This is a genomic window from Parahoeflea alexandrii, assembly GCF_027214025.1.
Lineage (GTDB): Bacteria > Pseudomonadota > Alphaproteobacteria > Rhizobiales > Rhizobiaceae > Hoeflea > Hoeflea alexandrii_A.
On record NZ_JAPWHB010000001.1, the window covers coordinates 1,132,657 to 1,153,495 of the forward strand.

Consider the following 20,839-nt stretch of genomic DNA (forward strand, 5'->3'; position numbering starts at 1 on the left):
CCCTGAACCGGGCGTCCCATCTCAAGGCGGGAGCATTTGACGCCCCTCACCTGCTCTCGTTCATTTCCGGGCCGCCCGGTAATCGCGCATCCCTTCCGGAACCTTCCGATCGGGATCAGAGGCCGTAGCGCGCCCAGAGCGCCCGTTCATCAATCGCATTCAAGCCTGCTTCGCCGATCCCGGCAAGCGCGTCCATCGCCAGCGATGTGCTCACACCCGGCACGCGGCGACCGAACAGGCCACGCTGCGCGGTGATCAGGCGCATCTTCACCTTGTCGCCATAGCGGGCGCGCAGGGCCGAACGGAGGTCGCCGAGTTCATCGACAAGACCCAGTTCCTTGCCGCGAATGCCGGTCCAGAAGCGGCCTGTGAACAGGTCCGGATCGTCTTTCAGCCGCGCGCCGCGACTGTCCTTGACCAGATCGATGAAGACCTTGTGAATGTCGAGTTGCAGATCCTTGAGCCGGGCAATGTCTTCGGGGTTCTCGGGCTGGAACGGATCGAGCACCGACTTGTTTTCGCCCGCCGTGTAGACGCGGCGCTCGACTCCGATCTTGCCGATCAGGCCGGTGAAGCCGAAGCCCGCGGAAATGACGCCGATGGAGCCCACCACTGAAGACGGATCGGCAATGATCTCGTCGCCGGCGCAGGCAATCATGTAGCCGCCGGACGCCGCCACATCCTCGACGAAGATCAGCACCTTCTTGTTCTTCTCGGCGGCGAGATCCCGGATGCGCTTGTAGATCAGCCGTGACTGCACCGGCGATCCGCCGGGCGAATTGACCATGATCGCCACCGCCGGCGCCTTCTTGTCGGCGAATGCCCGGGCAAGAAGCGGCGCAACGGTTGCGATGTTGAGGTTCTGACGAAACTGGTTGCCGCCAGCCTGGATCGTGCCATGCAGCCTGACCACGGGAATGACGGTCATATCCTTGCGGAACCGGGCGGGGTAGAAAGAACTCAGAGAAACCATGGCGGATCATTCCTGTTGCAGGCGGTCTGTTGCAAGCGGCATGTGAACGCGGCATTCACACGCATCACGCCATGTATGTCTTTTCCATCCCAGTGCAATGGCGCTGCAATCGGGAGCGTTATTTTGGCCTGCGGTTTCTGGTTCGCCGCGGCCAGGCGGCGCGTCCATTGCCGAGGTCATGCATCTGGCCGGAAAAGGCGTTCCCGCTGCCCTCGTGAATCAGAATCCGGTCGCGCAGGCTCATGCGGGCCCGGCTGCCCTTGATCGCGGTGACCAGGATGCGGATCGCATCGTCTGCCGGGCGCGGAACGACCGGGATGACCTCTATGCCGCCGAACCGGTTGCCAAGTGCTGCGAGGATCCCGGCCATCGATTCCGGGCGGGCAATGATCGACACCTGGCCACCCGGCTTGAGAATGGCCGCGGCGGTGCGGAGCCAGCGCTCGAACAGATCCTGGCTGTCCATGGCATGGGCCTCCGCCTTGAGCGGATCGGGCGTTTTCCGGTCCGCACCGGCATTGAAGGGCGGATTGAGGATGGCGTAGTCAAAGGCCTGGTCGGCAAGGCCGGCGGCAAGGCGCTGCCGGCCCTGCAAGGTGACATCGGCTTCGATGACCCGGGCGCGGGGCGCAAGATGCGCATTCCCGGCCAGGGCCAGCGAGCGGCGCGCGCATTCGGCCATGACCGGCGCCCGCTCGATCAGGACCGCGCTCAATCCGGGCAGACGGCTGATGGCGGCGAGGCCAGCGGCGCCGGCGCCGGCGCCAAGATCTGCAAGCACGCCCGACGCGCCATCAGGGACGGTCGCGGCCAGCAGCATCGCGTCCATGCCGGCCCGGTGGCCTGTATCCGCAGGTTGGACCAGAAAGAACTTGCCATTGTGGAAGGCATCGACGGTGTAACCGGACACGGCAGCGGCCCCGGCGTGCGCGTCTGCCGGGCAGCCGTTCGCCGGTTGCCCCGGTGCGGGCTCCGGCGGGGTCTTGTCAGGCGCCTGGGTCACGGTCGTTCCAGGGCCTGAGTTCCTCTTCCAGCCCGGCATCAATGACGATGCGGCGGGCCTGGGCGGCCATCCCTGGGTCAACCAGGATCCGGCGCGGGATGATACCCACCGACCCCTCGAGAATGCTCATGCCGCTGTCGGCCACCAGGCAGCCGATGCCAGCGTCGCGCATCAGGCTTTCGACGAAGGATATGAGGACCGGATCGTTGGTGCGGATGAGATCGTGCATGCGGACTCCCTGTCTCTCCTTTGTTTCATCCTAATGTATCGGTTATCAAGCCTTACCCGCGTCAAATCGTGGCTTGCCGTGGCTGGACGCGCTGAATAATGTGCCTCGCAAAGATCAAACAGGAGTCCGTACCCGTGGGCGTAGTGATATCACTGGACGATGGAAAACACAGAGACGCTTCGGTCAAGCCGCTGGTGGAGAACACCAGGGCCGACATGGAGCGCGTCAACCAGTTGATCCTGTCCAAGGCGGGTTCGGATGTCGCCATGATTCCGGAAGTGGCGAACCATCTCATTTCCTCCGGCGGCAAGCGGCTGAGGCCGATGCTGACGCTGGCTTCAGCGACGATGTTTGGCTACAGCGGCGAGTTCCATGTCAAGCTCGCCACGGCAGTGGAGTTCATGCACACGGCGACGCTGTTGCACGACGACGTGGTCGACGAGAGCGACCTGAGGCGCGGACGCTCGACGGCACGGATGATCTGGGGCAACCAGGCCAGCGTGCTGGTCGGCGATTTCCTGCTCGGGCAGGCCTTCAAGATGATGGTCGAGGTCGGCTCGCTGGAAGCGCTGGACGTGCTGTCGACAGCTGCTTCGGTGATTGCCGAAGGCGAAGTGCTGCAGCTCTCCGTCGCCAAGAACATGGAAACGACGGAAGATGACTACCTGGCCGTGATCCGCTCGAAGACGGCGGCGCTGTTTTCGGCTGCCTGCGAGGTCGGTCCGATCGTCGCCGGCGCCAGCAAGGCCGAACGCAATGCGCTGAGGTCCTACGGCATGAATCTCGGCCTGGCGTTCCAGCTGATCGACGACGTGCTCGACTACGGCGGATCGGCGCGCGACCTGGGCAAGAATGTCGGGGACGATTTCCGTGAAGGCAAGATCACCCTGCCGGTGGTGCTGGCCTACCGCCGCGGTTCCGAATCGGAGCGGGCTTTCTGGCGCGAGGCCATCGAGGGCGGCAAGAGCGACGACCAGGCGCTGGAGAAAGCCATGGGGCTGATCACCAAGTATGGCAGCCTGAAGGACACCACCGCGCGGGCCGAGCATTACGCCTCGATCGCGCGCGACGCGCTCGCTCCCCTGCCCGATTCGGCGGAGAAATCGGCGCTTCTGGAAGTCATCGCCTTCTGCGTGAACCGGGCCAGCTAGGCTCCAGCCGCGATCAGCCTTCATCTGCGGCATGCTGAAGCCTTGCCGCCCTGCGCCAAAAAAGCCATTGTGTTGGTTAGATATGCTTCGGCAGCTGGCCGGCGCATGGCCAGAACGAACATGAGGCAGGACTTGATGCGGCGAAATTTAACAGCCCGGTTTGCGGCCAGCCTAGCGCTGGGCGCCCTTCTTTCCATCGGCGGGGCGATGGGTCCGGCGACAATCCAGGCCGTGGCGGCAGCAGCCCAGGAACAGGATCAGCAACCCAATTTTCTCGGCTTCGCCGGAGCCTATCTCGCCGCGCGCACCGCCGATGTCGACAACGATACGAGCCGCGCGATCGAATTCTACAGCAAGGCACTGGAGTTTGATCCGGAAAACACCGAGGTGAAGCAACGGCTGATGGTGGCGCTGTTCAGTGGCGGGCGTTTTTCAGAAGGCGTCGTGTTGGCGCGGGAATTGAAGGAAGATCCTGCGGTGGCGCAGGTCTCGCGGCTGGCGCTGATGGTCGAGGCAACCAGCAAGCGCGAGTACCGCAAGGCCGCTTCGCTGCTCAAACCGGAAGACAGCAACCCGATCGACCGGCTGCTCAACACGCTGATGATTGCCTGGGCGGAATTTGGCGACGGCAAGGGCGAGGCAGCGCTCAAGTCGATCCTGGCGCTCGACGGACCACCCTGGTACCCGGTCTTCACCCGCTACCATGCCGGCGCCATGGCGCAGGCCATGGGCAACAAGGCAGAGGCCCGGAAGCATTTCACCGATCTGATCGCCGACCCCCAGTCAGGTGCGGCCGCACCGGATACCTATATCAGAGCAGTCATGGCTCTGGCCGGGCTGGAAGCACGCGAGGGCAACAATCGCGCGGCGCTGGATGCGCTGGCAACGGGTGAGGATTTCTCTCCCGGCTATGCCCCCCTGGCAGCACTCCGTCAGCTCATCGAACAGGACGGCAAACCCGAACCGGGCGTGATGACCGCGCAGCAGGGATCGGCGGCGGTGCTGTTTACGCTGGGCAGCGCGCTCAACCGCGAGGGCGCGGAAGAAACCGTGGCGGTCTATCTTCAGTTAGCCCGGACGCTTGATCCCAACGATGCTGCGACACTGGTGATTCTGGGCGGCTTGACCGAACGGCTCGGCAAGGCGGAAGAAGCGATCAAGATCTACCAGGCCGTGCCGCAGACCTCGCCGATGCGCCGGGTTTCGGAACTGCAACTGGGGCTGGCGCTGGCGGATCTGGGCCGCAACGGTGAAGCCAAGGATCATCTCAAGGCGCTGATCGCCTCCGACCCGAAGGATATCCGCAGCTATCTGGCCTATGGCAGCGTGCTGTCGCAGGACAAGGATTATGTCGAAATGGCGCTCACCTACGAGACCGCGATTTCGGTGGTCGGACCGACGCCGACCCGCAACGACTGGAACCTGTTCTTCCAGGCCGGCATTGCCCATGAAAGGCTGAAACAGTGGCCGAAGGCGGAGGCGAATTTCAAACGCGCGCTCGAGCTGTTTCCGGACCAGCCGCAGGTGATGAACTATCTCGGCTATTCCTGGATCGACATGAACATCAATCTCGAGGAAGGCATGGACCTGATCCGGGCGGCGGTCGATCTGAGACCCAATGACGGCTACATCGTCGATTCGCTGGGATGGGCGCATTACCGGCTCGGCGAGTATGATGACGCCGTGCGCGAACTTGAGCGCGCCGTCGAACTCAAGCCCGCGGATCCCACGATCAACGACCACCTCGGCGATGCCTATTGGCGCGTCGGCCGGGAACTCGAGGCGACCTTCCAGTGGAAACGGGCGCTGAGCAATGATCCGCCCGATGATCTGAAGCCGGAAATCGAGCGCAAGCTGAGCGAAGGCCTGCCGGCTTCCGAAAAGCCGGTTCCGGCAACAGCCAACGGAGCGGACAAGGGCAGCGAACCGGCAGCACCCGAGGACGGTGCGAGCGCTGGTACGGACAAGAAGAGTGATCTTGCTCCTTCCGTGAGCCATAGACTGCAGGCACGGCTTGGCGCAGGGGCAGATGATCCCAAAAACGCAAGTTCCCTGCCGCAGAGGGTCAATGCCCGGGATTGATGCGCCGGCCAAGATCAACCTGGCGCTTCATGTCACGGGACGGCGGGCCGACGGCTATCACCTGATCGAAAGCTTCGTCGTCTTCGCCGAACTGGGTGATCATGTGACGGTGCACCCGGCGGATCGCGATGCGTTCAAACTCGAGGGCCCGGAAGCAGCCGCGCTGTCAGCCGAAGCGGCGAGCAGCAACCTGGTGGTCCGGGCGCGCGATGCGCTGCGTGACGCGGCGCGGCAATCCGGCCTCGAATTGCCGCCGGTCGATATCCGGCTCGACAAGCGGCTTCCGGTGGCATCAGGCATTGGCGGCGGCTCCGCCGATGCGGCCGCCACGCTGAAGGCCCTGTGCGCGCTGTGGGGCTACGATCCCGGCCAACAAACCCTGTCGCGGATCGCGCTCGCTCTCGGCGCGGACGTGCCGATGTGCCTTCAAGGCCGGCCGCTGATTGCCCGCGGCATCGGGGAGGCGCTTGCGCCCGTCGACCTCGGTTTCACGCTCGACCTGGTGATCGTCAATCCGCGCATCGGCGTCTCGACGCCGAAGGTGTTCGCCGCACTCGAGAGCCGCGACAACCCACCCCTGCCCGATCCTGAAGGCGTTGGCGACAGGAACCGGTTCCTCGAATGGCTGGCAGGAACGCGAAACGATCTTCAGCCGCCGGCGCGGAGCATGGTTGCCGAAATTGACCAGTGCCTCTCGGCGCTGCAGCTCGCTGGCGCGCAATTCGCCCGGATGTCGGGATCCGGCGCAAGCTGCTTCGGGGTGTTTGCGAATGCGGAAGCGGCGCAGATGGCCGCCGAAAACTTGCGGATCGACAGGCCGGGATGGTTCATCGCCGCCACGCGAACGCTTTCAGCCGGCTAGACCGGTCCGGGGAAGGCCGGGCTACTGGAACGCCAGCACCGCAGCCGGGACGATCTCGCAGTTGAGCCGGGTCATCGCCAGGCCACGGCCGAGGCTTTCAAGCGACTGGCCGGACTTCGCATTCGCAATCGCCTGGCGTTTGGGAATCAGCACGCCGTGTTCCAGCGCCGATGCCCGGCGTCCCAGCCGCTTGAAGAACGGCAGCCTGTACTCCCGCGACGGCCGCATCCGGGCCGACATGCGGCCGGCGGCCATGTGCTGGCCGATATGGTCGACCCATCCCAGAAGCGGCCTCGCGCCCGGCTCTATCAGCAGCAGCCAATCGCCGCGCGCCGAGCGTACGACCTCACGCAGATCGGGGTTTTCCAGAAACCGGCAACCGGCTGCGTCGGCCAGCAAAGCCGTGCCATCGCGCGACCCCCGATCGAGGATGATCACTTCGGCCACGAGGCCCTCGACAGCGCCGTGAACAAGCGCCGCGAGAGTCACTGCGAGGGCTTTTTCATCGTCTTTGCATTCAATCAATACACTGATCATGGCTCCTTTTAATGCATGCTCAGCGGATATGCCAGACGCCCGGATCTGGCCGGCACTCACCCCGGATGGTGGAAAATCTGATTTTGTTCTTGCTTCGTTCCTTTTGTTGAGCTAGGAATATAATCACGAACACCGGCCGAACCCAACTCTTTACCGGTGCTGATGGAGGTTTCATGCCGAGCCTTGCAACATTGAAACAGACCGCGCTGGCACCGGGCCTGAAGCCCGCCGAAGCCGATGCGCTGATGGCGGCGAGCGGCATGCGGGTCGCTGACGACCGCGTGCGCGGCCGCGGCGCCGGGCTGAACATGTCGGGCCGCTTCGAGATCAATACGCGTGAGGTCTTCGACGACGGCTGGAGCAGCCTCGAGGATCTGGCGCCGTTCAAGACCGAGGTGCAGATCGAAAAGCCGCGGACGATCATCACCCGCAACCAGTCTCCCGACCTGTCCTTCGATCGCTCGATCAATCCCTATCGTGGCTGCGAACACGGCTGCGTCTACTGCTTCGCGAGGCCGACGCACGCCTATATGGGGCTGTCGGCAGGCGTGGACTTCGAGGCCCGGCTGTTTGCCAAGCCCGATGCACCTCGGCTCCTGGAACGCGAACTGTCGCGCCCCGGCTACAAGGTTCAGCCGATCGCCATCGGCACCAACACCGACCCCTATCAACCGGTCGAGAAACAATGGCGCATCATGCGGCAACTGCTCGAGGTGCTGGAGGCGGCGGGCCATCCGGTCGGCATCGTCACCAAGTCGGCTCTGGTGATGCGGGACATCGACATCCTGTCGCGCATGGCTTCGAAGGGGCTGGCGCGGGTGGCGCTGTCGGTGACCACGCTCGACCGCAAGCTGGCGCGCACCATGGAGCCGCGCGCTGCCACGCCGGAACGCCGGCTTGAAGCGATCAGGGCGCTTTCGAACGCCGGCATTCCTGTTTCGGTGATGGTGGCGCCGGTCATTCCCGGTCTCAACGACCACGAGATCGAGCGCATTCTCGATTCGGTCAAGGCCGCGGGTGCGGATGCCGCTGGCTACGTCATGCTGCGTCTGCCGATCGAGGTGAGCCCGCTGTTTAGGGACTGGCTGCTCAGGCATTACCCGGACCGCTACCGGCATGTGATGTCGCTGATCCGCTCGATGCGCGGCGGCAAGGATTATGACGCCGAGTTCGGCAAGCGGATGCGCGGCACCGGTCCCTATGCCTGGCAGATCGCCCGCCGCTTCGACCTGACGGCGAAACGGCTTGGACTGAATGCAAGGAAGGCGCCGTTGCGGACCGACCACTTCGTGCCGCCGCATGGCGAGGGTGTTCAGCTGAGCCTGCTGTAGGGCATGGCGCCGCTCGGCGGGTGGTGTTCAGACACTGTCGTTGATGCGTCATCTTCAAGAATCGCCGCGCCACACGCCTCGCCTGGCCTGTGATGCGGCGGGTAAACCGGACCGTCGCCCGCCCCATAAGGCGGTCCGGCGCCCGCGCGGCAACCCGTCCCCAGCCGCCGGGCCTTGCAGAGGATCGGGCGGGTGTGCGAGCTTCGCCGCAACATGGCTCGCACCCCGCCCGATTCGCTGTTTCCCGATTATCCCGCGATGCCGGACTATCGCTTCGAGCAGCATGCCGTCCAAAGCGGCTTTCGCCTCGTCGCCGGCCTCGATGAAGCCGGGCGCGGGCCGCTGGCGGGTCCGGTAGTGGCGGCAGCGGTCATTCTCGACCCGAGCTGCATCCCCGAGGGCCTCGACGATTCCAAAGCCTTGAAGGCAGCCAGACGGGAGATGCTGTTCGAAGCGATCCTGTCGACGTCGGTGGTCGCATTCGCTTGCGCATCGGCCCGTGAGATCGAGGCCACGGACATCCGGGCGGCCAGTCTTGCGGCGATGCGGCGGGCATTGAGCGCCTTGCCGGTGAAAGCCGACTTCGCGCTGGTTGACGGACGCGACGTTCCCGCAGGACTCGATTGCATGGCGCGGGCGCTGGTCAAGGGCGATGCCCGCTCGCTGTCGATCGCTGCGGCCTCAATCGTCGCCAAGGTCACTCGCGACCGGATGATGACGCGGGCCGCGTCTGTCTATCCCCACTACGGTTTTGAAAGCCACATGGGCTACGGCGCGCGGCGGCATCTCGAGGCGATATCCGAGCATGGCCCCTGCCCGCTGCACCGGATGACCTTCCGGCCGCTGCGCAAGGACTGATGCAGAGGCACATCGCCTGGAAAGGGCCCAATAAAAAAGGCCGGGATGCGATCCCGGCCTCATTATCAGTCCCAGAAAGCTAGGCTTAGTTGAGACGTGTCTTCAGTTCTCCGAGCGAAGCCTTGAACAGCTCACCCGAAGCCTTGCTGTCCACCTTCGAGCCGATCAGCTTCTCGGCTGCGACAATCGCCAGATCGACCGCCGAGGCGCGAACCTCGTTGATCGCATCGGCTTCGGCCTGACGGATCTTCTGTTCGGCCATCGCGGTGCGGCGGCTGACATAATCCTCGGTCTTGGCCTTGGCGTCCTCGCGCAGCACGGCGGCTTCCCGCTCCGCGGCACTGAGAATGCTCTCGGCCTCGGATTCGGCTTCCTTGCGCTTGCGCTGATACTCGGCGAGCAGCTGCTGCGCTTCTTCACGCAGCCGCTTGGCTTCCTCGAGCTCATTGCGGATCTGGTCGGCGCGCTTGTCGAGCGCGCCGGCAATCATCCCCGGCACCTTTGCATAGACAACGATACCCAGAAAAATGATGAGACCGACAAATGCCCAGAATGTAGCGTCCATGATCGTCTTTCCCTGCTTACTTGCCGGACGCGGCCCGGATCGCGGCAGCGACCTCGGCCTTGGTCACGGCGCCGCCGAGAAGATGCTTGACCACGTCGGTTGCGGCATCCTCGGCAATGGTATCAACGTCCGCCAGAGCCTTGACCTTGATCGCGGCAATGCTTTTCTCGGCATCCGCCATCCTGGCAGCCAATTCGGCTTCTGTCGAAGTCCGCTCGGCTTCCGCCGCTGCCTTGGCTTTCTCACGCGCAGTCTCGGCGATTGCCGAAGCCTTCTTGCGGGCATCCGCCAGTTCCTGCTCGTAGGCAGCAATGGCGTTGTCCGCTTCTTCCTTCAGGCGATTGGCTTCATCGAGATCCTGGGCAATCCGGTCGCGCCGGTGTTCCAGAATGCCACCGATGCGGGGCACGATGACCTTTGACATGAGCAGATAGAATAGGCCGAAGGTGATCGCCAGCCACAACAGCTGCGATGCGAAGGTCGATGAATCGAAGGGCGGAAAGACACCGCCAGCGGCTTCGCCACCGTGTGCGCCGGTTTCCGAATGGGTCCCTTCGGTGGGGTTGGACTCGGCATAGGCCGGGGTCACAACAAACATGGTCACCTCCAGATGAAATGCCACGCCGGGGTATCCGGCGTGGCAAGCCTAACTCTCGTTCGTCGATTAGACGGCGAAGAGGAGAAGGAGGGCAACGAGCAGCGAGAAGATGCCCAGAGCTTCGGTCACGGCAAAGCCGAAGATCAGACGGCCGAACTGGCCGTCAGCTGCCGACGGATTGCGCAGGGCGCCCGACAGGTAGCTACCGAAGATGTTGCCCAGGCCAATGCCTGCGCCGCCCATGCCGAGGCAAGCGATGCCGGCGCCGATGTACTTTGCTGCTTCTGCTTCCATGATAAAACTCCTTTGGAATGGGATGGATGCGATTTCGTTGGCGGCGGACCGCCGGTGAGTGGATCCTAGTGGCCGGGATGCAGGGCGTCGTTGAGGTACATGCAAGTCAGCACCGCAAAGACATAGGCCTGCAGGAAGGCAACGAGGAATTCGAGACCGGTGAGTGCCACGGTCATGATCAGCGGCAGGATCGCCGTGCCGATGCCGAGCGCGCCGAGGCTGCCGAGCGAGGCGACAAAGCCCGCGAACACCTTCAGCGTGATGTGACCGGCCAGCATGTTGGCGAACAGACGCACGGACAGGCTGATCGGACGCGACAGGAACGAGATGACCTCGATCATCACCACCAGCGGCATCAGCACACCGGGAACGCCTGATGGAACGAAGAGGTGGAGGAAATGCAGTCCATGCTTCCAGAAACCGTAGACCACCACGGTGCCGATGACGAGCATGGCGAGCGCGAAGGTGACGATGAGGTGACTGGTCACGGTGAAGAAGTAAGGGAACATGCCCAGAAGGTTTGCCACCAGAACAAACATGAACAGCGAGAAGACCATCGGGAAGAAGCGCATGCCCTGCGAGCCGGCGCCGTCGCGCAGCATCGAGGCCACGAATTCATAGGACATTTCCGAGATCGACTGCAGTCGCGAGGGCACCAGGCCGCGATTGGCGGTGGTCAGGAACAGGAAGCCTGCGGCGGCGGCAACGGTGCCGACCATGAACAGAGACGAATTGGTGAACGACAGGTCCAGCCCGCCGATCTCGATGGGGACGAGCTTGCTGATCTGGAACTGGTGAATCGGATCGTTTGACACCTAAAACCTCTTTCTCGCCATCCGGTCGAACCGGACATTAATTCCCGTCGTCTTTACCGCTCGCGCCGGCCCCGCCCGAACCCGGCTGGGCGACCGCGCCGGTCGAGCGCAAAACATTCAGCACCCCGGCACAAAACCCGAGCAGCAGAAACACGATCAATCCCCAGGGCGATGTACCCAGGTACAGATCGAACAGATAGCCCAGTATCACCCCCACGACCACGCCGGCGATGAACTCGCTCGACAGCTTGACCGCAAGCGCATAGCCCTTCGAAGCTTCCCTGTTGGAGCCCCCTTCAGGCTCCACCTTGCGGCGGGCGAGAAGTTCGGCATCCAGGCGCTTGCGACGGGCGTCCAGGCTTTCCGACCGTCCGATATCCATCTCGTCGCCATTGCCCGGACTATCCGGACCGCCAGAACCGCGCTTTTCATCCATGGATGCGCTCCCCTGACTCGCCAGCGACGACCGGAAAAAGTCCGTATCGAAGTCGGGCGCAACATAGTTTTAGGGCAGATCATAGTCAAGGCGCGGAAAGGCCATCGAGTGACACGCATTTCCTTATATATTTCAACGTCTTGCGCGAACTCGTCCGGCACCCGCTACAGAAGTATCAGAAAAACTTGGCAGGCTGCGTCAGACTCACGCAGACAAGGGCGCATCGGGCCGCCCTGACCACGCGTCTTTGCGGGTCGACGAATCCGGGTGCCAATCGGCGATGCGATGCCACTGAAACATCAGAGCAACGCCGGAGCCGGAGACGGCCGCAGCCTCGACCGTATCGTCAGATCCGTCAGGACCAGCCGCCGCCATAGGTGACATAGAAGATATGAAGACCGATCTGGCCGACTTTCCGCATCCTTTTGGCCCAGGGCGGGCGGACATAGGTGGCGTGGTAATGAGTCGATGAGCCGACTTCCTTGAGCCAGATCTTGCCGGCGGTGGTCGCCAGGGCGATTTCCTCGGCCATGTTCCAGTGCTCGGGCGAGCGGACCCGGTCCTTGATGCCGTCGCACGCGAAGGAAAACTGGCACCGGTTGCGCCAGTTGTCATTCTGGTACACCACGCCGCAGACCGTGTTCGGATAGGTCGGATTGCGCACCCGGTTGAGAATCACCTGGGCGACCGCGGCCTGTCCCTTGACGCTCTCCCCGCGGGCCTCGAAATAGATGCCGGCGGCGAGGCAACGCTGCTCGGCTTCGGAGAAGGTCTTGGCCGGCAAGGCGGTCGCTGCCCAGTCATGGTCGTCCTTGCCGACCGGCGGGATGAAGCGGCCGCGGCGGGTTTCCTCGCGAAGCACCGAGCTGAAGGGGGACTGCTTGGCATAGTCGGGCGCCGGCTGGGCATAGGCGGTGGCGAGAATGTCGGGATTGTCGTTGGTCACCAGGCTCGCCAGAATGGCAGGCACCTGCGGTTCGGCCTTGCGCTTGCCGGCGGCATAGAACGCGGTGGCGATCTCGATTTCCTTGCCCTTAATGCTGGGCTTGAGGAATGCCATGCTGTTCTTCAGCTCAAGCGAGGGCCTCAGCAGGCTCGACTGCCGTTCCAGCACCGAGCCGGCGGAAAAATCCTTGGGCGGCTGAACCGGGGCCACGGCAATGACACGGCCCTGCTTGAGGTGACGGGTGACGCGGTCGGCATCGGGACGCGGATCGGCGACACCGATCTTGCCCTGGAAGGCGATCTTGTCTCCGTTGGGAAGCGTCACCCCTGCCCCCGAAGCAATGGACGAGGTCAGGATGGGATCGGCGAACTCCAGTTCCGCCGCCTGGATCGAACCTGCGGGGGATGCGGTGAGAAAGGTTTTCCAGCGCGCATCCGAGCCTTCGCTGCCGGCCAGCATGGTGGCCATATCGGCATGCGAGGTGACAGTCGGGCTGGACAGGAATGCCGCAAGGCCAAAAACCATGGGCGCAGACAGGCGGGCAAGCCATGAATGGCCGCTGCCGGACGAACGACGCTTCTGACGCAAAACAAGAACTCCGGTACTCAAGACACATACACGATACTGTGCCTGAGAATGGAGCATTAACCTTGATGGAGCGTTAATGAGCCTCCCCTGAAATGCCATGTCAGTCGAGACCAGCCATAAATCGGCGAACGATCGCCGGTTTCAGTCGCCGGAACGACGCCGCGGCGCTAACCGCTGCGCTTCTTCGGGGCCAATTTTCCCGACACTGTGCGCCGGGTGGATTTCTTCGGCATCACCGAAGCCCGTTTGGTCTTGCCGTCCTTGGGCGCGTAGGGATTGTCGCCACTGCGATAGACCACCCGCAAGGGAATTCCCGGCATGTCGAAATCGGCGCGCAGCGAGTTGACCAGATAGCGGGTGTAGGATTCCGGCACGGCCTCGGGCCTCGTGCAGGAAATCATGAAGCCCGGCGGGCGGGACTTGATCTGGGTCATGTATTTGAGCTTGAGCCGCCGCCCCGACACGGCAGGCGGCGGATGATGACCCTGGGTGTGATCGAGCCAGCGGTTGAGCTTGGCCGTCGAGATGCGCTTGTTCCAGACCTTGTGGACGAAGGCGATGTTTTCCATCAGCCGGTCGAGACCGTCGCCGGTCTGTCCGGCCACAGTGACGGCGCGGATGCCACGGATCTGCGGCAGCAGGCGGTCGGTCATCTCGCGCAGCTCGGCGAGCTTTTCCTGACGGTTGTCGATCAGGTCCCATTTGTTGAAGGCAATGACGGGCGCCCTGCCCTCGCGGACCACGAGATCGGCGATCTGCAGATCCTGCTTCTCGAAGGGAATGGTGGAATCGAACACGATCACCACCACTTCGGCAAAGCGGATGGCGCGCAGCGCGTCGGCGACCGAGAGTTTCTCGAGCTTTTCCTGAACACGGGCCTTGCGGCGCAGACCGGCGGTGTCGAACAGCTTGATCTTGCGGCCATGCCACTCAAAATCGACGGCGATGGAATCGCGGGTGATGCCGGCCTCGGGTCCGGTCAGCAGCCGCTCCTCGCCCAGGAACCGGTTGATCAATGTCGACTTGCCGGCATTCGGGCGGCCGACGATGGCAACCCTGAGCGGCTTGGTTTCATCGTATTCCGGACCTTCATCCTCGTCATCGGCGCCTTCGGGAATGGCGATATCGACATCGGTGACGGCTTCGGCGAGTGGATCGTTCTTGGGCGGGAAGCAACGCTCCTCGCCGAAGGCTTCGACGATCGCATCGCGCAGATCGAGCATGCCGCCGCCGTGCTCGGCCGAGATCGGACAGGGTTCGCCCAGACCGAGCCTGAAGGCATCGTACATGCCCGATTCCGAGCCCTTGGATTCGGCCTTGTTGGCGACCAGCACCACCGGCTTGCCGCGCTTTCTCAAGATATCGGCCAGCAATTCGTCGGCAGGGGTCAGCCCGGCCTTGGCGTCGATCAGGAACAGGGCGCCATCGGCCTCGTCCATCGCCGCCTCGCTCTGGGCGCGCATGCGGCCTTCCAGTGTGTCGGGGCCGGCAACTTCCAGGCCGGCGGTATCGATCATGCGGAACCTGAGGTCGACCAGGCGCGCATCACCGGGACGGCGGTCACGGGTCACGCCGGGCGTGTCGTCGACGAGCGCCAGCTTGCGGCCGGCGAGCCGGTTGAACAGCGTCGACTTGCCGACATTGGGGCGCCCGACAATGGCAAGGGTGATGGTCATGTTTGATCCTTGCCCGAGGGCGTCGTCATTGTCCGGTTTGGCCGCGCGGTCAGGATGCGCCGCCCTTGGCCGCAATCATGTCCAGCATCAGCCCGGCGCGGGTCTTGATGCCATTGGGTGCTTCGTTGTCGGCGGCGATGTCGCCGAACCATTGCGAGGCCTGCTTGAGGTCGCCAGCGTTGTAGGCGGCAATTCCGAGCGCTTCGCGCGCCGAATGACGGGCCGGATTGCCAGGCACGGCCAGCACCTCGACCTCCGCGGAAACGTCAGAGTAGCTGCCGTTGTCGATCAGCAGGTAGGCCGCGCGCAAACGCGCCGCATCGCGGATCGCCACGGGCTGGGACACATCCTTGCCGATCGCGGAAAAAGCCGAGATGGCAGCGGCGGCATCGCCCTTGTCGGCCAGAACCGTCGCCGCGCGCATTTTCGCCAGCACCGGATAGGAGCCATAGCCGCTCTTCTCGAGCTCCTGGAATTCCGCCAGCGCTGCATCGGTGTTGCCGCTGCGGGCCTTTTCCAAGGCAGCGAGGAACACGTCGCCGGACCTGGCCGCAGTGGTTTCCTTCCAGTACTGCCAGCCGCGCAGACCGGCGGTGATCGCCACGATGCCGATCGCAACGGCGAGTATGACAAAGCGGAACCGCTTCCACAGCGCCTTCATGTAATCCGAACGCAGGTCCTCGTTGACCTCGCGGATGAATGTCGAGTTGTCGTCGGTCATCGCGTCACCGGCCAAGGCCGGTCCTCTCAATTTCGTGCCGCAAGCGGCGTTGTGTGGGGCCTTCTAGCCGATTTTATGGCTTCTGTAAGGGGGTGCTGCGTCGAAAGCGTCCCAGGGCCCGGGCAAACCGGTCACATTCCGATGATCGGCGGCACCCCGATCAACATTTTGTGGAGCACCACCACGAAGAGCACATAGAGGACGAGGCCGCCGACGACGGCAATGATATCCCACTTCAACGGGCCGGTCACCGGGTTGCGGGTGAGGCCGGCCAACAGTCGCTTCTTTTCCGAAATCCGGTCGAAAACCGCCCAGACCAGGAAACTGCCGAACAGCAGCAGCGACGCCAGATCGCCGTTGACCAGAAGATGGGCCAGCGCCCAGATCTTGACGCCAAGCAGCATCGGGTGCTTGACGGCGGCCTTGATGCGTCCGGCAGGCACTTGCGAGGCGACCAGCAGGATCATGACCGGCAGCATCAACAGCGCCACGACATGGCTCATCCAGGCGGGAGCCACGAAGAACACCACCGGATCCTGCCGCGCGATGCCATAGCCCCAGACAAGGATGACGAAACCAACGATGGAGATCAGCGCATAGATGCCCTTCCAGGCATTGAGGCCACGCTTGTCAATCTGCGCCTGACGCCAGGCGGGCGCCACGATCCGGACCGAATGTATCCCCAAAAAAAGCGCCAGTCCGACAATGAGCCAGATCATTCTTGTTCTCCAAATCCTGCTGCAGGCCTTTGCTGCCCGCTCTCGCGGCCGACCATAGACCGGACGCGGTTGCATGAGAAGCTTGCGAGCCCGGTATTTGTGTCGCGGCCCGGTCTGGTTCAAGATGGGCCAATGGAACCCGATCTGGTTGCCGCTCGCAGGCGGCTTGATGCAAGGAAGCTCGATCTCGAGCGCATGTCGGCCCTGAGCCAGGAGGCCCGCGCGCCGGTCACGCTTGACCAGCAGTCGGTCGGCCGTTTGTCGCGGATGGACGCAATGCAGCAGCAGGCTATGGCCGCGGCCCAGGAACGTGCGCGCATGCGCGATCTGGTGCGCATCGAGATGGCGGAGCGGCGGCTGGCGGAAGGAGACTATGGCTGGTGCGCGGATTGCGGCGAAGCCATTCCGGACAAGCGGCTGGAGATCGATCCGATGGCGGAGAAGTGCGTTCGCTGCGCTTCCGGCTGATGCATGTCGCGCCAATTGAATTCAATTGGACGCGGCGCTGTAGGGTCTTCACACCAACGCCTTATTTGGACGGCACAAAACCGCGACGTTTTCAGTTACGCGTAACACCGGGCCGCTCGTACCATGATTTCAGCCAAATTCCTTCCTGCCTTTTCAAGACCAGCAAGGCGCGCCGCTCTGGCGGTCTCAATGGCGGCGGGGCTCGGCATGCTGGCCGGCAGTGCTTCGCTGGCCGGCGAGGTCCGGGAGCAACTGGTGCTGATCTCCTTCGATGGCGCCCACGACAACCGGCTTTGGGACCGCAGTCTCGACATGGCAAACCGCAGCGGCGCCCGGTTCACCTATTTCCTGTCCTGTACCTTCCTGATGAGCAAGGCGGACCGCAGTTCCTACTCCGCGCCGGGCCATTCCGCGGGTCGGTCGAATGTCGGCTTTGCCCCAAACAAGGCCGACGTTCTGACCCGGCTCGGCCATATCTGGTCGGCCTACCAGTCCGGCCACGAGATCGGCAGCCATGGCTGCGGGCACTTCGATGGAAAGAACTGGGGCAAATCCGACTGGCTGAGCGAGTTCGATCAGTTCGACGCCGCCCTGGCCAATGCCTGGACGAACAACAGTGCAGAGGCGCCCTCCGGCTGGGCCCGTTTTTCCAGATCGGGCATCAGGGGATTTCGCGCGCCGTATCTTTCGACGGGCGACGGGCTTTACACGGCGCTTGCGGCGCGCGGTTTCGAATATGACGCCAGCACCGTGTCGAAAGGGCCCGCATCGCCTGATTTCAGCAAGCCGACCGCCCGCTTTGCGCTGCCGCTGATCCCGGAGGGGCCACGGCAGCGTCCGATCATCGGGATGGACTACAACCTTTTCGTCCGCCACTCCGCCGGCCTTGAGACTCCATCGAAATCGAAAGAATTCGAAGAGCGGGCGCTCAGCGCGTTCCGCGCTGCTTTCGAGGCCGAGTATTCCGGCGCACGGCGGCCGCTGCAGCTGGGCTTTCACTTCGTCGAAATGAACGGCGGCGCCTACTGGAATGCGCTGGAGCGCTTCGTCGACGAGACCTGCAGAAAGCCGGATGTCGCCTGCGTGACCTATGAGGAGGCGGTGCGGAGGCTGAGGCCGGAAGACGGATCGGCGAGCTGATCTTCAAAACAGCCCGCCGAAATTCTCACCGCTTGGGTTCTTCCAGCGTCTGAACCTCGTCCGGGCCGCCCTGGCCCGGGGTCGGATCCGGGATCGGCTGAACGAAGCCACCGCCCTGTCTGGCGAGATAATCGCGCTCGATGTCATCGAGTTCCTGCCCGCGGAAGACGGCTTCGAAAGCATGCAGGCGCTTGTAGATGGAGATCAGTTCGACGATCGTGGTCCAGGAGTTGATCAGGAACTGAAACGAGTTCGAGACCTGGCCGAACGCGGTCAGGATTTGCTGCCAGATGCCGAGCGTGATCTTGCCCGCGACGATGGTCGGCACGAGAAGCACGTGGACGTAGATGTTGTCGGCCTGAAGGTAGAAGCCGCGGGCGATGTTGAAATACATGTAGTGGAAATAGAGCCGGAAATAATTCTGCCGGACATCATCGAAGAGCTGACGCGCGGTCGGCGGCTGGGCGCGGCTCGCATCATCCTCGCCATAGACCAGTTCCTTGCGGTAGGCGGCCTCGACGCGCTGGTTGCGAAATTCCAATCCGGGCAGCTTGATGCCCACCAGGGCAAGCAGGCCGGTGCCGAAGGCCGCCCAGAACAGCAGCGCTATGAACAGGGCGTGGGGAATGGTGCCGACAATCGGCAGTTCGGTTACGTACTGGGACAGCGACCAGAGGATCGGCAGAAACGCCACCAGCGTCATGACCGCGTCGACAAAGGCCACGCCAAGACCTTCCATGATCGAGGCGAAGCGCATGGTGTCTTCCTGCACACGCTGCGAAGCGCCTTCGATGTTGCGGACGCGGGGCCAGCGCTCCATGTAGAAATTGTTCATCGCCGTGCGCCAGCGGAACACATAGTGGCTGACGAAAAAGCGGGTGACGACGTAAACGGCGGTCGAGATGAAGGCGATCTGCACGAAGATCAGGATCAGGCCATAGAGATCCGCCTGGGAGACCGACCCATCGCCGGTCAGCGCCTGCTGGAACTGGTCGAAGAACGGCCGGCGCCAGTTGTTGAGCGCAACCGAGACCTGCACGCCGAAATAGGTGGTGAACAGGATGAAGACCGAACCGAGGATCGACCAGAGCTGCCATTTGTGCGGAGAATAGAAGAACCAGAAGGCGGCGAAAGCCAGCGACCAGGTGGTGTAGAACACATAAAACCAGAGGAAGGACTGGGTGTAGAAATAACTCAGTCCGACAATCGGCTCGCCTTCAGGTTCGGGCAAGGCGAAGCCCAGGGCCGCACCGACCGTATCTCCCGCTCCGTACCAGATTAGGATCCCCAGCCCTGCCCAAAGCAGAACAGACGGGAAGAAGATTTTGGGTTTCGGGAAGAATGATTCAAACACGGGCGGGATCCTGAACTGTGCCCTGCCTGGCAGGACGTGATTCGTCGTGAGTTGGTCAGATACCTAGGACACCGGGAGAAATACGGCAATCCGGGTCCATCAGGCATCACTGCATTGTGCTAAAACAATGGCCCGCCCATTCATTTCATTGCCGATCACATCAATGTGACGGATGGCGGAGGCCCCAGGGACAGGGCGGGTTCAGGCTGGACGCGGCCTGGAGAACGCAAGCACGATGGCACCCGAAGCGAGCAATCCGGCAGCGGCTGCAAGGCTTGCCCAAGTGTAGGTTCCGGACCAGTCGGCGAGGTAGCCGGCGACCACAGGCCCGAGGATCTGGCCGGTTCCGAACGCCGCCGTCATCAAGGCAAGCGCCCGCCGCGGGCTTTCCGCCGCCAGTTGGCGGCCGACCTGAAGGCCAAAGGCGGTGACCATGATGAAGGTGCCGCCCAGCAGCACGCCGCCGACAATCGGTCCGGCGGGCAGTGGCACGAGAACGCTTGCCGCCACCCCGAGCGCCTCGACCAGGCAGCCAAGTGCGAAGACATTGACCAGCCCGACGCGCCTGACCGCCGGCATCCAGTAGGCGACCGAGGGTGCTGCGGCGATGCCGGTTGCGAGCCAGACGCCCGCCTCGAACAGCGAGGAGCCGCCGCCATCGCGGACAATGGCCACGAGGAACGTCGCCGTGACGATGTAGCCGAAGCCGAAGATCCCGTAGGCAATGGTCAGGGCCAGCAGCGCCGGTGTCCAAGCCAGCGGAGGCTCCTTTTTCGCCGGGCCGGGACGCACGACGTCCCGCGGCAGGTAGCGCATCGCAACCGCCAGACCGATGAAGGCCAGCAGCGCCGCCATGATCCAGGCCATGCGCCAGCCGCTGTCAGCCAGGATGATCAGGCCGAACATGATGGCGGATATTGCAATGCCGAAACCGACACCGCCGAAATGCGACGACTGAACCCAGGGTTTGCCCGCGGCAAGACCGTGCGAGAGCACAATCGCCGAGGTGAAGATCATGACGAAGGCGCTGGCGAGGCCGGCGAGAAAACGGATGGCGGCGAGAACGATGAAATTGCTCGACAGGCCCATCGCCAGCAGAAGCAGCGCGGTGGCAACCAATCCCGTCAGCGCGACCTTGCGCTCGATGCCTTCGGCCCAGCCATAGGCCGCCAGAACGGCACCGAGAAGGTAGCCGGCGTAATTGGCCGAGGCGATCCAGCCGGCCTCGGCAGGGCCGAGACCGAGGCCCGCCATCATCGCCGGCAGCACCGGGGTGTAGAAAAACCGCCCCAGGCCCATCGCCACTGCCATCGCAACTGCCCCGGCCAGAGCGGTGCGAAGCACGGTCGTGTCCGCTGGAAGGGCGATTGAAGCAGGCTTTGGAGAGCTGGTCATGGCACGTGAAGGTGGGGATTGGGAAACGGGCGGATTCTTGAAAAACCTTCAATGAACCCGAAACCGCGGCGAGGCAAGCGCGACGGACCCGGACCCGC

General features: G+C 63.4%; 22 protein-coding genes. 7 read left to right on the top strand and 15 right to left on the bottom strand.

Annotated elements, in window-relative coordinates; genetic code table 11:
* Positions 1–115: 115 nt before the first annotated feature.
* The 3 genes from O4H62_RS05610 to O4H62_RS05620 form a co-directional block, all read right to left on the bottom strand.
* Positions 116–973: a S49 family peptidase gene (locus O4H62_RS05610; RefSeq protein ID WP_269386148.1), complete on the bottom strand. Its 858-nt coding sequence runs from the start codon at positions 971–973 to the stop codon at positions 116–118.
* 118 nt (positions 974–1,091) lie between these two features.
* Entirely contained in the window at positions 1,092–1,976 is an 885-nt protein-coding gene (locus tag O4H62_RS05615; protein WP_430538376.1) for a tRNA1(Val) (adenine(37)-N6)-methyltransferase, read from the bottom strand.
* On the bottom strand, positions 1,960–2,205 hold the full coding sequence (locus O4H62_RS05620) for a DUF2007 domain-containing protein (RefSeq protein WP_269386149.1): 246 nt from the start codon (positions 2,203–2,205) through the stop codon (positions 1,960–1,962). Before O4H62_RS05620 ends, O4H62_RS05615 begins: the two co-directional genes overlap by 17 nt.
* 134 nt (positions 2,206–2,339) lie before the next feature.
* On the opposite strand from O4H62_RS05620, the gene O4H62_RS05625 reads away from it, so the two are divergent.
* The 3 genes from O4H62_RS05625 (at position 2,340) to O4H62_RS05635 (ending at position 6,300) form a co-directional block, all read left to right on the top strand.
* Entirely contained in the window at positions 2,340–3,356 is a 1,017-nt protein-coding gene (locus O4H62_RS05625) for a polyprenyl synthetase family protein (RefSeq protein WP_269386150.1), read from the top strand.
* 135 nt (positions 3,357–3,491) lie between these two features.
* The gene (locus tag O4H62_RS05630; RefSeq protein ID WP_269386151.1) at positions 3,492–5,438 is read left to right on the top strand and encodes a tetratricopeptide repeat protein; all 1,947 of its coding nucleotides are present in this window, start codon (positions 3,492–3,494) and stop codon (positions 5,436–5,438) included.
* Positions 5,425–6,300 carry a 4-(cytidine 5'-diphospho)-2-C-methyl-D-erythritol kinase gene (locus O4H62_RS05635; RefSeq protein ID WP_269386152.1) on the top strand — a complete coding sequence of 292 codons (876 nt, stop codon included), beginning with the start codon at positions 5,425–5,427 and terminating at the stop codon, positions 6,298–6,300. Before O4H62_RS05630 ends, O4H62_RS05635 begins: the two co-directional genes overlap by 14 nt.
* 21 nt (positions 6,301–6,321) lie before the next feature.
* On the opposite strand, the gene O4H62_RS05640 is transcribed toward O4H62_RS05635, so the two are convergent.
* Positions 6,322–6,837 (bottom strand): glycosyl transferase, encoded by a 516-nt coding sequence (locus O4H62_RS05640; RefSeq protein WP_269386153.1) that lies wholly within the window; start codon positions 6,835–6,837, stop codon positions 6,322–6,324.
* A 173-nt stretch (positions 6,838–7,010) separates the two neighbouring features.
* Here O4H62_RS05640 and O4H62_RS05645 point away from each other — a divergent pair, with 173 nt between their 5' ends.
* Together O4H62_RS05645 and O4H62_RS05650 are read left to right on the top strand one after the other, a co-directional pair.
* On the top strand, positions 7,011–8,168 hold the full coding sequence (locus O4H62_RS05645; protein WP_269386154.1) for a PA0069 family radical SAM protein: 1,158 nt from the start codon (positions 7,011–7,013) through the stop codon (positions 8,166–8,168).
* Between the two features lie 213 nt (positions 8,169–8,381).
* The gene (locus tag O4H62_RS05650) at positions 8,382–9,026 is read left to right on the top strand and encodes a ribonuclease HII (RefSeq protein ID WP_269386338.1); all 645 of its coding nucleotides are present in this window, start codon (positions 8,382–8,384) and stop codon (positions 9,024–9,026) included.
* A gap of 85 nt (positions 9,027–9,111) precedes the next feature.
* On the opposite strand, the gene O4H62_RS05655 is transcribed toward O4H62_RS05650, so the two are convergent.
* The 9 genes from O4H62_RS05655 to O4H62_RS05695 all read right to left on the bottom strand — a co-directional run bounded on the left by O4H62_RS05655 (position 9,112) and on the right by O4H62_RS05695 (position 16,384).
* A complete protein-coding gene (locus tag O4H62_RS05655) occupies positions 9,112–9,591 on the bottom strand; it encodes a F0F1 ATP synthase subunit B (protein WP_269386155.1) in 480 nt (159 codons plus the stop codon).
* A 16-nt stretch (positions 9,592–9,607) separates the two neighbouring features.
* Positions 9,608–10,189 carry a F0F1 ATP synthase subunit B gene (locus O4H62_RS05660; RefSeq protein ID WP_269386156.1) on the bottom strand — a complete coding sequence of 194 codons (582 nt, stop codon included), beginning with the start codon at positions 10,187–10,189 and terminating at the stop codon, positions 9,608–9,610.
* A gap of 66 nt (positions 10,190–10,255) precedes the next feature.
* The gene (locus O4H62_RS05665; RefSeq protein ID WP_007196430.1) at positions 10,256–10,483 is read right to left on the bottom strand and encodes a F0F1 ATP synthase subunit C; all 228 of its coding nucleotides are present in this window, start codon (positions 10,481–10,483) and stop codon (positions 10,256–10,258) included.
* Positions 10,484–10,548: 65 nt separating this feature from the next.
* Positions 10,549–11,298 (bottom strand): F0F1 ATP synthase subunit A, encoded by a 750-nt coding sequence (locus tag O4H62_RS05670; RefSeq protein WP_269386157.1) that lies wholly within the window; start codon positions 11,296–11,298, stop codon positions 10,549–10,551.
* Between the two features lie 37 nt (positions 11,299–11,335).
* On the bottom strand, positions 11,336–11,680 hold the full coding sequence (locus O4H62_RS05675) for an AtpZ/AtpI family protein (RefSeq protein WP_269386339.1): 345 nt from the start codon (positions 11,678–11,680) through the stop codon (positions 11,336–11,338).
* Between the two features lie 409 nt (positions 11,681–12,089).
* Entirely contained in the window at positions 12,090–13,268 is a 1,179-nt protein-coding gene (locus tag O4H62_RS05680; protein ID WP_430538377.1) for a cell wall hydrolase, read from the bottom strand.
* Between the two features lie 167 nt (positions 13,269–13,435).
* Positions 13,436–14,944: a ribosome biogenesis GTPase Der gene (der, locus tag O4H62_RS05685; RefSeq protein ID WP_269386158.1), complete on the bottom strand. Its 1,509-nt coding sequence runs from the start codon at positions 14,942–14,944 to the stop codon at positions 13,436–13,438.
* Positions 14,945–14,993: 49 nt separating this feature from the next.
* A complete protein-coding gene (locus O4H62_RS05690) occupies positions 14,994–15,665 on the bottom strand; it encodes a tetratricopeptide repeat protein (protein ID WP_269386159.1) in 672 nt (223 codons plus the stop codon).
* 131 nt (positions 15,666–15,796) lie between these two features.
* Positions 15,797–16,384, bottom strand: a complete 588-nt coding sequence (locus O4H62_RS05695; protein ID WP_269386160.1) for an NnrU family protein — start codon at positions 16,382–16,384, stop codon at positions 15,797–15,799.
* A gap of 132 nt (positions 16,385–16,516) precedes the next feature.
* Between O4H62_RS05695 and O4H62_RS05700 the strand changes: the two genes are divergently transcribed.
* Together O4H62_RS05700 and O4H62_RS05705 are read left to right on the top strand one after the other, a co-directional pair.
* Positions 16,517–16,852 carry a TraR/DksA family transcriptional regulator gene (locus O4H62_RS05700; protein WP_269386161.1) on the top strand — a complete coding sequence of 112 codons (336 nt, stop codon included), beginning with the start codon at positions 16,517–16,519 and terminating at the stop codon, positions 16,850–16,852.
* 189 nt (positions 16,853–17,041) lie between these two features.
* Complete coding sequence (locus O4H62_RS05705; protein WP_269386162.1) at positions 17,042–17,992, top strand: polysaccharide deacetylase; 951 nt, start codon at positions 17,042–17,044, stop codon at positions 17,990–17,992.
* 25 nt (positions 17,993–18,017) lie between these two features.
* On the opposite strand, the gene sbmA is transcribed toward O4H62_RS05705, so the two are convergent.
* The gene (gene sbmA, locus O4H62_RS05710; protein WP_269386163.1) at positions 18,018–19,346 is read right to left on the bottom strand and encodes a peptide antibiotic transporter SbmA; all 1,329 of its coding nucleotides are present in this window, start codon (positions 19,344–19,346) and stop codon (positions 18,018–18,020) included.
* A 201-nt stretch (positions 19,347–19,547) separates the two neighbouring features.
* Positions 19,548–20,690, bottom strand: coding sequence for a YbfB/YjiJ family MFS transporter (locus O4H62_RS05715; RefSeq protein ID WP_269386164.1), 1,143 nt, complete (start codon positions 20,688–20,690; stop codon positions 19,548–19,550).
* Between the last annotated feature and the right edge of the window lie 149 nt (positions 20,691–20,839).